Origin of the sequence: Limimaricola hongkongensis DSM 17492, assembly GCF_000600975.2 — a bacterium.
GTDB classification, from domain to species: domain Bacteria; phylum Pseudomonadota; class Alphaproteobacteria; order Rhodobacterales; family Rhodobacteraceae; genus Limimaricola; species Limimaricola hongkongensis.
Genome location: NZ_KK088652.1, coordinates 448859 through 460232 on the forward strand (window position 1 = coordinate 448859; position 11374 = coordinate 460232).

The 11374-nt window shown below is 70.2% G+C and carries 10 protein-coding genes; 2 read left to right on the plus strand and 8 right to left on the minus strand.

All coding sequences use genetic code 11. The features are described from left to right. Positions 1-40 precede the first annotated feature (40 nt). The 5 genes from LOKHON_RS10505 to LOKHON_RS10525 all read right to left on the minus strand — a co-directional run bounded on the left by LOKHON_RS10505 (position 41) and on the right by LOKHON_RS10525 (position 6411). Positions 41-1411, minus strand: coding sequence for an oligosaccharide flippase family protein (locus LOKHON_RS10505; protein ID WP_017929617.1), 1371 nt, complete (start codon positions 1409-1411; stop codon positions 41-43). Continuing rightward, positions 1408-2247, minus strand: a complete 840-nt coding sequence (locus LOKHON_RS10510) for a glycosyltransferase (RefSeq protein ID WP_017929618.1) — start codon at positions 2245-2247, stop codon at positions 1408-1410. Before LOKHON_RS10510 ends, LOKHON_RS10505 begins: the two co-directional genes overlap by 4 nt. Next, positions 2244-4175 carry a hypothetical protein gene (locus LOKHON_RS10515; protein WP_017929619.1) on the minus strand — a complete coding sequence of 644 codons (1932 nt, stop codon included), beginning with the start codon at positions 4173-4175 and terminating at the stop codon, positions 2244-2246. Before LOKHON_RS10515 ends, LOKHON_RS10510 begins: the two co-directional genes overlap by 4 nt. Continuing rightward, a complete protein-coding gene (locus LOKHON_RS10520; protein WP_017929620.1) occupies positions 4172-5554 on the minus strand; it encodes a hypothetical protein in 1383 nt (460 codons plus the stop codon). The genes LOKHON_RS10515 and LOKHON_RS10520 overlap by 4 nt, the downstream gene beginning before the upstream one ends. Positions 5555-5676: 122 nt before the next feature. Next, positions 5677-6411: a sugar transferase gene (locus LOKHON_RS10525; protein ID WP_245631455.1), complete on the minus strand. Its 735-nt coding sequence runs from the start codon at positions 6409-6411 to the stop codon at positions 5677-5679. A 607-nt stretch (positions 6412-7018) separates the two neighbouring features. On the opposite strand from LOKHON_RS10525, the gene LOKHON_RS15695 reads away from it, so the two are divergent. Then, entirely contained in the window at positions 7019-7198 is a 180-nt protein-coding gene (locus LOKHON_RS15695; RefSeq protein WP_081610630.1) for a DUF2256 domain-containing protein, read from the plus strand. A gap of 97 nt (positions 7199-7295) precedes the next feature. Here LOKHON_RS15695 and LOKHON_RS10530 read toward each other — a convergent pair whose 3' ends face one another. Further along, a complete protein-coding gene (locus LOKHON_RS10530; RefSeq protein WP_110549287.1) occupies positions 7296-8210 on the minus strand; it encodes a hydrogen peroxide-inducible genes activator in 915 nt (304 codons plus the stop codon). Between the two features lie 93 nt (positions 8211-8303). Here LOKHON_RS10530 and LOKHON_RS10535 point away from each other — a divergent pair, with 93 nt between their 5' ends. Continuing rightward, entirely contained in the window at positions 8304-9275 is a 972-nt protein-coding gene (locus tag LOKHON_RS10535) for a sodium-dependent bicarbonate transport family permease (RefSeq protein ID WP_017929623.1), read from the plus strand. Between the two features lie 126 nt (positions 9276-9401). Here LOKHON_RS10535 and LOKHON_RS10540 read toward each other — a convergent pair whose 3' ends face one another. Both LOKHON_RS10540 and LOKHON_RS10545 read right to left on the minus strand, forming a co-directional pair. Next, positions 9402-10304, minus strand: coding sequence for a nickel/cobalt transporter (locus LOKHON_RS10540; protein WP_017929624.1), 903 nt, complete (start codon positions 10302-10304; stop codon positions 9402-9404). After that, entirely contained in the window at positions 10286-11170 is an 885-nt protein-coding gene (locus LOKHON_RS10545) for a DUF1007 family protein (RefSeq protein WP_245631456.1), read from the minus strand. The genes LOKHON_RS10540 and LOKHON_RS10545 overlap by 19 nt, the downstream gene beginning before the upstream one ends. Between the last annotated feature and the right edge of the window lie 204 nt (positions 11171-11374).

An 11374-nucleotide genomic window follows, 5' to 3' on the forward strand; every position in this document is an offset into this window, starting at 1 on the left:
AGTTTTCCGGCCCCTTGCCGGTCCTGCCGGGGCGCATGACTTATCCCGGCCCGACCATGCCCAACGCGGCGATGGCGGGCCAGTTCGCCGCCAGCGCCAGCGCCGCCAGCGCCAGACCGGCCGTCGCGGCCACGGCGTCGTGCAGCGGATCCCACGCGTCCTCGCGGCGCGCCACCCAGACCAGCACCGGATAGGCCAGAAGATAGGCCGCGCCCTGCCCCAACAGCCCGCCCAGGAACCCGCCCCAGGCGAGGCCCAGCGCCAGCCCGGCGAGCGTCAGCCCGGCGCGCGCGGCCTGCAGCACGAAAAACCGGCGCGAGCGGCCCGAGGCCAGCGCCGCCTGTTCATAGCTCAGACCGACCAGCACCGGGATCTGCAGCACCGCCACCAGCACGACCACGCCCCCCGCCATCGCGTAGCGCCCGTCATACATCACCGCGATCAGCGCGTCGCCCAGGATCGCCAGCGCCGCCACCGCCCCCAAAAGCCCCGCGCTCGCCAGCGTCCTGAGCCGCCGCAGCCGCGCGAAATTGGCCGCGCTCGCGCCCGGCGGGTTGTCGCGATAGACCGGGATCAGCACCCGCCGCGTCACCATCTGCCCAAGCATCATCGGAAAGCTCGCGAGGAACAGCCCGATGTTGTAGACGCCGAAATCCGCCATCGAGAGATGGCCGCCGATCAGCACCCGGTCGCCCTGCGCCAGCAGGAACCCCGCCACGGTCGACAGGAAGATCCACTTGCCGAACCGCACCAATTCATGCGCCGCCCGCCGTTCAAATCGCAGCCGGTTGCGATGGCCCGGCAGGAACAGGTTGAGATAGGCGAGCTGCGCCAGCGCCCCCACCAGCCCCGACACCACCAGCGCCCAGACCGAGCCCCAGGCCCAGGCCAGCGCCAGACCGGCCAGAAGCTGCGTGCTCTGGGTCGCCAGCTCGATCAGCGTGACCCGGCCCGCGCGCAAATGGCGATGCGCGGTCTCGAGCCTGGTCGGGTTGAAGCCGTTGACGATCAGCGCCAGCGCCGCCACCGGCAGGTATTGCGTCAACGCCGGCTCGCCATACCACTGCGCAACCGGCCACGAGAGCGCCAGCGCCGCCAGCCACAGCGCCACGCCGCGCCCGATCTGGATCGTCCATGCCGTGTCGAGGAAATCGGGATCGTCGCCGCGGCGGCTTTGCATGATGGCGGGCGAAATGCCCATGTCCGAGAACATCGCGAGACCCATCATGAACACCATGACGATCGCCATGATGCCGAAGGCCTCGGGAAACAAAAGCCGGGTCAGCAGCAGGTTGGACAGGAGCCGCAGCGCCTGTCCCGCGCCGAAGCCCAGAATCATGATCGCCGCCGAACGCAGCGCCCGCCCGCCGATATCGCCAGAGCGCATCCGCCCCCAGAGCGCCGCGCTCACCGGCCGCGGCTCCAGTCGTCTGGCGCGGGGGCAAGCCGGACACCGAGCGCGACCGCGCCGTAGACCGCAAAGCCCCAAGGGTCACGCAGCGCCAGCCGCGCGGCACCGGTCGCCCCCAAGGCTGGCTTGCCCTCGCGCGCGAGCATCTCGGGGTGAAGCCGGGCGATCTCGGCCATGCCCGCATCCTGCCGCCGGCGCACCCGCAGCAGCGACCCGAAGCCTTCGGCCACCGGCCAGTCATAGCTGGCCGCCAGCGCGATCCGCTCTTCGGGGGCGAAGCACAGCCGCACGAAGCCGTCATCCGAGATGAGGTCGGGAAACGCGCCCCAGCGGGCCCGGCCCGCCGGGCTCACGGCGAAGAGCCCGCAGCCCGGCACGCCCTGCGCCATGAAGGGCAGCCGCGCCCAGAGCCGCGCATAGGCGCGCGCGACGCGGCCCTGCCCGGTGATCCGGGGACGGCCACTGGCATAGAGCGGCGCCGGTGTGCCCAGCGCCGCGTGAAGCTGCGCCAGAAGCGGCGGCGACACCGTCACGTCGGCGTCGAGATAGACCCGGATCGCATCCCCCGGCAGGTCGGCCTCGCCCGCGTTGAGCGCGGCGATCTTCGACCCCTCGGCCCGCTCGATCACCCGCAGCCGCAAATCGCGGCGCTCGAATCCGGGGCGGCGGCGGCGCGCCACCCCGGCGGTATCGTCGTGGCAGCCATTGGCGATGACGGTGACGCGCAGCGGGCCGGGCACGGCATCGCTGGCGGCCAGCGCGTCGAGGCAGGCGCCGATCAGCGCCGCCTCGTTGCTGGCGGGGATCAGGATCTCCATCGGCATCGGCGCGCTCATCGCAGCGTCTCCGTCAGGGTCGCGGGACCGGTCTCGCTTCCATAGGCGATCTCCTCGATCCCGGCCAGAACGATGCGCGACGGCCCCGTGCCGATCGCCAGCCGCGCGCCCTCCCATGCCACGGGCCGGGCGCGCCACGCGGCGGGCAACACCACCCGGTCGCGTCCCGGCCCGCCATTGATGCGATCCCCCGGCCCGGCATGGATCACGTCGTCTCCGCCGCCGCCCAGGAGCAGGTCCTCCTCGACCGTGCCGACCAGCCGCTCGGCGGCGGCGGCGCCTTCGAGCACCAGCCCGTCGTCGAAGCTGCCGGGCGCGCGCCTCTCCCAATCCACGCCGTCGCGATTGTGGCGCATCCACGCCTCCCAGAGCGGCGAGGCATCATCGAGATGGCGCAGCGCGCCCCAGCTGCCCCAGCGCGAGGCGGGCGCGATATCGAGATAGGCGGTGGCCTGCGTGCCCCCGGCCGCGCGCCAGCCCGCCATCACCCCGTCGATGATCTCCGGGATTTCCGGGGCGTGGGTCAGATCGGCCAGAAAACCGGTCAGCGCCGGATCGTCGCGCCCCTTTGGTCCCGCCACCAGGTGCGGCCCGGCCTCGTACATCACCAGCCGCAGGCCGTGCCGCGCCGCGACCTTCGCGTGATGCGGCCAGAGCCGGCCGGAGAGATCCGCGACATCGGCCCGGAGCATGGCGAGAGCCCGCTTTTTGGCGGTGCCATCGGCGATCCAGCCCCGCCAGTCGCCGAGATCCGCATCCGCGCCGACCTCGTGGCCGACATAGCCGGTGACGGCATAGGCGTCGAAGCTTTCGGCAGGAGGCCGGGCGCCTTGCGCCACCGCCAGCGGCGCGTCGAGCGCCGCCGCCTCCAGCCCCGGCCAATCGGTTTGCGTGGCAAGGACCCGCACCAGCCGCGTCCTTGCCTGCGCGCCAAAGACCTCGGCCCAGATGTCGGCGACCTGTGCTGCGCGCAGCCCCGCGAACTGCATCCACGCATCGCCGGGTGCATCCGCCCCCCAGAGATCGCGCGCGCGGGCCTGCGCCCAGCGCGCCTGCCCGAAACCGAAATTCCAGACCTCGTTCGACCATTCGGCATGGATTTTCAGGCGGGGATCGAGATGGTCGCGCAAATGGGTCGCAAAGCGCCGCACGTAATCATCATCGGCCATGTGCGGCAGCGTCACCCACGGATCGGCGCCGATCTCGTTGGCAAGCCGCGCCATCACCTCGACCGGAACGCCATCGGTCCAGCGCTGGTCGCCGGGGCGGGGCCGGTCCGCCCAATGGCGCTGCACGGCGCCGTTGGTCTGCATCCAGTCCATGAAGCGCAGCAGCCGCAGATCGGAGATCCGCGCCAGCCAGTCGGGGTTGAACAGCGCCCCCGCGCCCGCATGGGGCAGCCGGTCCTCGCGCACCACCGTGATATCGCGCAGCGGGTCGCCGGGGTCGATGGCGCGGATCTCGATCTCCACCGCGCCCGGCCCCGGCGCGTAGTCGAAGCGGATCTCACCGGGGGCGCGCGACACCGCGCGCCCCCGCCCGCCGACCGAGATCGCGCCCCGCCCCTCATGGCGCAGCACGTAGCGCCCCGACAGCGAGACCGCCGCCTCGGGCTGGTCGGTGAGGATCAGCGTGCCGACATGCGACACCTCATCGGGCAGCGACAGCAGCCGCCCGCCGGGCGCGACGTGGCCGCGCGCCGCCATCGCCTCGGCGTCCACGCCGCCCCACTGCCCCGACAGGTGGCCGATCCAGGGCCGCGAGGTCTTCATCAGGTCGAGAAACGGGTGCTGGGTCGACCAGTCGGAAATCCCGGCGAGGTTCATGCCCAGCGCCGGCGCGGCCCGCGCCGCGGAAGGGCCGCCCGCCAGCGCCGCCCACAGGGTCAACACCAGCCCCACCGCCCGCAGCCCGGCCCAGCGGCTCACAGCACGGTCCGCAGCGGCGGCGGCGCCGCGCGCGCGCGCGCCTGCGCGAGCGCCGCCTCGACCCGGCCCAGTATCGCGCCCGCCGCGAGAAAGGTCAGCGGCGTCAGCGTCGCGTTGGGCAGCAGGTCGACGAGGTTCATGCCGAGGATCACCGCCAGCGTCACCGTCGCCGCGCCGGGCGGCGCCCGGCCCGCGCCGATCCACAGCCGCAGCACCGGAAAGGCCAGAAGCCCGAACTCGGCCAGAAACCCGACCCAGCCGAACACCCCGATCACCACCAGCCAGCGCCCGTCGGTGACGGTGATCTCGCGCCCGCTTTCGCGGTCATAGAGCAGGTTGCGGCCCCAGATGCCCCAGCCGAAGACCGGCCGCTCCATCGCCCGCTCCAGCAGCACGTCCTCGTTGTCGAAGCGGAACCCGAGCGATTGCGCCCGGTCGGCGCTGATGTCGCCCGCCCATTCGAGCAGCCGCTCCTGCGGCACCAGATCCGCGCCCTTGAGCAGCGGGTAGCCCAGCGACAGCGCCGCCATCGCCGCCGCGCCCAGAAGCTGGACCCGGCGCGGCGCCAGAAGGATCGCGGGCGCCAGCAGCAGCACGTAAAGCAGCGGCGCCAGCGACTTGGCCAGCACCAGCACGACCATGAGCCCGGCGCCCGCGATCCAGAGCCCGACCGCGCGGCGCCCGCGCGCCTCGCGCGCGAGACCGAGCGCGGCCAGCACGGTCATCGCCACGAAGAACGCGACCCAGAGCCCGTGATAGAGAAACACGATGGGCCGGAAGCCGTCGCCGCGGACCATCTGGCTGAAGCTGTGCTGGAAATAGCCGTAGATCCACGTGTTGAGCTGCGGGCTGAGCCGGACCTCGATCAGGATCGGCAGCGTGTAGGCCAGCCCGCCCGCCACCAGCGCCCAGAGCAGCAGGCGGTGCTCCGCCTCGTCGCGCAGAAAGGCGCGCGCCATCAGGAACGGCACCGCCAGAAGCCATTGCTGGATCAGCAGCCCCGGGATCTCTATCACCCGCAGCGCCGGCAGGATCAGCGGCCCGAAGGCCAGCGGGTCGTCATTGCGCAGCACCGTCATCAGCGGCGACAGCACGAAGGCCGCGAGCGCCGCCTGCATCAGCGGATGCCGCGGCACGAGGTCGCCCGGCCCCAGCCGCCGCAGCGCGAGCGCCACGAAGAGCACCGACAGGCTCGGGATCGTGCTCTTGTTGAGAGAGGGCAGAAGCGGCGGGTCGAACTCCGCCGGCAAGGGCGGCAGGAGCAGGTACCCCGCCAGCAGGCTCGCCACCAAGGCCGTGCCGGGCCGCAGCCGCCGAAACAGCGCCAGCGTGACCAGCGGCCAGACCAGCAGGGCGATCGAGGCGATGACGTTCGGCATGGGCCCCCTGTTCAGCAAAGTGCCGCCCCACCTGGCAGGGTGGCGCGGCACGGCGATGGCATTGCCGTGGTCCCGGCAGGGCGGCGGCGCCTAGGCGCCGCGCCGTCCGGCGGCGGCCCCGGTCAGGAGCCGGTGCCGCGCATCACCACGCGCAGGGTGCGCCAGATCGTCCGCAGGTCGGTCATCGGCGACAGCGCGTGGTAGTAGCTGCGATCATAGGCGGCGCGCTGCACGAAGCTGGCCTCGTTGCGCACCGAGGTCTGCCAGAAGCCCGTGATGCCGGGCCGCAGGGCGTAATATTCGCTTCCGCCGTAATAGGCCTGCTGCGACGGCATGAAGGGGCGCGGCCCGACCAGCGCCATGTCGCCGCGCAGCACGTTGTAGAACTGTGGCAGCTCGTCGAGCGAGCTGCGGCGCAGGAACTGGCCGAGCCGGGTGACGCGCGGATCGTTGCGCAGCTTCTGGTGGTGCGCCCATTCGGCACGCGCCGCGGGGTCCGATTCCAGGTGCCGCTCGAGCGCGGCCTCGGCATCGGGCACCATGGTGCGGATCTTGAACATCGGAAAGATCCGGCCCCTGAGCCCGACGCGCGGCTGCACGTAGAACGGGCGGCCGCCATCCAGCGCGACCAGAGCGGCGATGATCGCGACCACCGCCGTCACCGGCAGAATCATGAGAATCGCCAGGGCGAGATCGGCCCAGCGCTTGGCGTGGCGACGGTAGAACCCCGAAGGATTCCGCGCGCGCCGCACCCGGTCGCCGCACCCCGATGCCGATGCCGACGCGCCACGCGACAATGCGCCGGCTCCAAAGCCTTGCCGTTCGGCCAGCCCGCTGTTCACAACCATGATCCTCATCATCACCCTCTTCGTCCTTGCCCTGCCCGGATCGGCCGCGGGTCGGGACGCCGCTGGGGACCGAAACTAGGGGCTCACCGGAAACCGGCAAAGTCCGCTGGCGCCCGACAACACAAAATCCGCCCATAAAGCGCCGTTATACCGACGCTTTTCCGCTCATCATCACGGCAGCCCGTCACGTCTGCGTGTCACGCGCCGTCGCGATTGAACGCTTTGGGGAGATCAGTTGCGTTCATACTTATGGTTTAGTCTGGCCATGGAAACGCCCCCTCTACTTATGCGCCGCCGCCCCTTCCAAAGGACGGCCCGGATCGTGACGACCGGGTCCTGAAGGTCACGCTTCGTGGCGAAATCGTGGCGAGAAGACAGCATTCCGGGGCATGTGCCACGCAGCCGAAACGATGCTTGCGAACGGGCCGTATTGTCGCGAATCGCCGCTCTGCCGGAGGCGAGGTGATTCGGGTTCGGGCCCCGCGGAGCAGCCCGATCGCGACCGTCGGCCGCCGCGATCCGCGTCCTTTTCGCGCGGCGGGTTGTGACGCCGCCCCGGCCCCGCCACATGAAAGCGATGACACGAGCCCCGCCGCCGGGCCAGCGAGACCGCGCCATGAAAACCCGCAAGAAATCCGACCTGCCCGAAAAGCTCTGCGCCCAATGCGCGCGCCCGTTCACATGGCGCAGGAAATGGGCCCGCGACTGGCCCTCCGTGCGCTACTGCTCCGAGCGCTGCAGGCGGCTGGCGCGCCGTGGCGCGGCGCCAGCCTTGCCTGCCACCCGCCCCCGCTGAAACCGCACCCCGCCGCCTGATCGGGTAAAGCCCGGCTCTTCGCCGCGCTTCGGCCTGTCATCCGGCACGGCTGTCCGGGGCGCCGGGCGGGAGGCCTTCAGACTTCGGACACGGCCAGCTCGAGCGACCTGGCGGCGTCTCGTATCGCGCCGGTCAGGCGGTCGCGGCCTTCGTCAAAGGGCTGGTCGGCCGGAAACAACAGGCTGATCCCCCGGTCGGCATCCGCCATCACCAGCGGCCTGACGGCTATTTCCTCGCGGTGGATGGCCTGCCGCCGGGCGAAAAGATCGGGAAGCACCGCCACCCCGGCGCCGGTGGCGGCCATCAGCACGATGGAATCGAGGCTCGTGCCCTCGTAGTCGTCCGACACGATGCCACCGCTGAGACCGGCGAGACCATAGACGATGCGCGCCAGCCGGTGCCCGGTATCCAGCGTCAGCAGGCGCTGGCCCGCCAGCTCGCCCGCGCCGACGCTGGCCAGCGCGGCGATCGGATGATCCGTCGAGACCGCCACCCAGAGCGGCTCCGTGAACAGGGGACGCTGCCAGGTATTGGGGTGATCTTCCGGCGTGGAAATGATCGCATCGAAGCGGCCGTTGCGGATCCCCTCGTCGAGTTGCAGGGTGTTCTCCTCGCGCACGACCACGCGCAGATCGGGCTGATCGCGATGCAGCGATCGCATCACCTGCGGCAGAAGATAGGGGCCGATCGACGGCAGCACGCCGAGCCGAAGCCGCCCGCCAAAGGGCAAGGCGGAGGTCATGATCCCGCGCAGGGTGTCCACCTCCGCGAGGATGCGCCGCGCGCGATGAACGAATTCGAGCCCCTTGGCCGTGGCGCGCGTGCCGCCGCGCCCCCGCTGGAAAAGCCGCACGCCAAGATCGGTCTCCACCGCGGCGATCTGGCTGGACAGGCTCGGCTGGCTCACATGCAAGGTCTCCGCCGCCAGCCCGAACCCGCCGAGCTGATGCACCGTGACGATGTATTCCATTTGGCGCAGCGTGGGTCTCACCCATAGCCTCAAGCTATCCGAAATCCGGTCATAAAGTATTTAAGCTATAGAAAAGAACGCGGCAATAAGCGCGGACCCGAATGGAGTTCGCGAATGTCTGCCGTCTTCGATACCTTGTCCGGCAACCTCATGGTGCCGACCATCCTGTTCTTCGTCCTCGGCCTGATCGCGGCGGTGGTCCGAAGCGACCTGTCCATCCCCGAGGGCGCCGCCAAGTTCATGTCGCTCTATCTTCTGCTGGCCATCGGCTTCAAAGGCGGGCACAGCCTCGCGGAGCACGGTTTGCGCGGTGACCTGCTCCTGGCGATCCTGGCGGGGCTGCTGTTGTCCTTCCTGATCCCGTTCCTCGCGTTCTTGCTGCTGCGCGTCATGACCCGGCTCGACCCGCTGAACGCGGCGGCGGTGGCGGGGCATTACGGCTCGATCTCGATCGTGACCTTCGTCGCCGCCTCCAGCCTGCTCGATCTGTCGGGCATCGCCTTCGACGGCTACATGGTCGCCGTCGCCGCGAGCATGGAGGTCCCGGCGATCCTCTCGGCGCTGTGGATCGCGCATCGCTATTCCGGGGATCGGACCACCGGTCGCGTGCCGGCCCGGGAGCTGTTCGCCAACGGATCGGTGGTGCTGCTGTCGGGGGCCTTCCTGATCGGCGCCGTGACGCAGGACAAGGGGATGGAGATGATCGCCCCCTTCGTGGTCACGCCCTTCACCGGCATTCTGTGTCTCTTTCTGCTCGACATGGGTCTTTCCGCCGGCCGGAGCCTGCTGAGCAATCGCCACATGCTCAATCCGGGGCTGTTCTCCTTCGGCCTGCTGATGCCGGTCATCGGGGCGCTGCTGGGCTGGGCGGCCGGCTCGGCGATCGGGTTGCAGACCGGAAGCCTTTTTTTGCTGATGGTCCTGTCCGCCTCCGCCTCCTACATCGCGGTCCCGGCGGCGATGCGCATCGCCCTGCCCAAGGCCGAATCCGGGATCTACCTGACGCTTTCGCTGGGCGTGACGTTCCCCTTCAACATCACGGTGGGCCTGCCGCTGTATCTCTGGCTGGCCGGTCTCGGCGGGTGATCCCGCCGCACCCGCCGCAAAGACCGCAAAGACCGCAGGCGCGACCCATCATCCCCGCGCCTGCCGCCACCCGGCACGGCGCCAGCTTTCCCGGCGGCGCGGCAGCGGCACGCCCTCTCCTGCCCCCTAGAGCGCCGGTCCCGCCATCTGGAACGCGACGGCCAGGACCGCGGCCCCGGCGAACATCTCGATGACCGGCAAGGCATAGGCGGCCCGCGCCCCCCCGAGGGAAAGTCGCGTGCCATGGCGGATGAACACGCTGCCCGCCGCCACGAGAATGGTGAGCGCGGCCGTGCCCAGGGACATCGCCAGCGTTCCGAGAACCCCCGCCGCGAGGATATCCATGTGCCAGGTCAGGACGAGCAGCAGGATCGCGCCCGAGCAGGGCCGGATGGCGATCCCGCAGATCAGCGCCGCCGCGTCGCGCAGGCCGCCCGCCTGCCGGACCTCTTCGACGCTCGGTCCATGGCGATGACCGCAACCGCAGCCGCCCGAATGGTCATGCGCCGCATGCGCGGCCATGGCGGGCGGGGCCCGCAGGCGCCACAGCCTGCGCCCCCCGCGAAGCGCGAGCCAGGCGCCGATGAGACCGATGGCGATGGCGCTGAGCGGCAGCATGACGGTTTCGGCCACACCGGTCATCTGGCCGCGGGTCCACCCCATGAGGAACAGCCCCGCGAGCACCAGAATGATCGCGGTGAGCGCCTGTCCGATCGCGGAGAAAAGCGAGATCAGCGACAGCCTGAGCAACGGCACCTGGCTGCTCACGCCATAGCCTCCGATCAGGAACTTGCCATGTCCCGGCCCCAGGGCGTGGACGAACCCATAGCCGAAGCACAGGCCCACAAGCGCGGCGATGGCCCCGGGCTCTCCGGCTCTCAGCGCGCGCAGACCGCCCGCCAGGGCGTTCTGGAGTTCGCGTTGCCAGCCCGCGGCCCAGCGGCCGACCTCATGGTCCAGGCCGGTCGCCAGCGCCCAGACCCCGGCCGCGACCAGCAGGAGGGGAAAGATCAGGAGAACGGGGCGCATGTCAGCACGAAACGATCGGCGAACATCACGCCGATATCGGGAAGATCGACCTGCTCGAACGGATCGGACGTCGCGTCGATCGCGGCAAGGCGGTCGGCATATTCCGCCTCGGCCGCGCCGTAATCGACCGCTTCGCGGTCGAGCGTGCAGCCCGTCCGGCCGGAAATGGCCGGGGCGACCGGCACATCATAGGCGACGAAATAGCTCGGATCATAGGCGCGCGCGATCACCGCGCCGTCGGTCATGTCGAGCGGCGCGGCAAGCGGGCGGACATGCGAGGTGACGACCCGCCCCTGCTCGAACCGGGCCCGGTGCATCACGGGCCCGTCCAGAACCACCGCTTCCCCTCCCTGCTCGAGATCGAAATCGCCCGGAAAACCCGCGGCCCAATCGACATCGTGCCCGGCATAGGCGTCGAGAGCCGCCTGCTCGGGCGTCCCATCGCCATCATTGTCGAGCCCGTTCTCCTCGATCAGCATCAGCGAATAGAATTCGTCATAGGCCCAGTCGATCCGAACCGCCGAAAGCTGGCCCTTTGCATCGAAGAGCAGCTCGAAGCCGGCATCGACGAACACGTGCGGATGGGCGCGGACCGCCGCACCCGCGCATGCGACCGAGAAGACAAGGCTGGAAAGAAGAGCGCGCATGATCATGGCCGCAATTAGGAGCAAGCCGACCGCGCCGGCAAGGCCGGAGTGTGGGATGCGCCGATTCATGCCAACGCACCAGCCGCCGCGTTCGGTTCTGGGGAGCAGGATTTGAACCTGCGCCCGGACTGCCGCCCGCCACGGCCTGAACCGCTCCCCCGGAGCGTTTCCGAGACGGCCTTGGCCCTTCAGGTTCTGCGCCTGACGGGCGGTCTTCATCTATGCCTGGGGAAATCTGGTTGCGGGAGCAGGATTTAAACCTGCGCCGGGGCTCCGCCCGTCGAGACCTGAAACGCTCCACTGGAGCGTTTCCGAGACGGCCTCGACCCTTCAGGTTATGAGCCTGACCGGCGGTCTTCATCGATGCTTGGGAAATCTGGTTGCGGGAGCAGGATTTGAACCTGCGCCGGGGCTCCGCCCGTC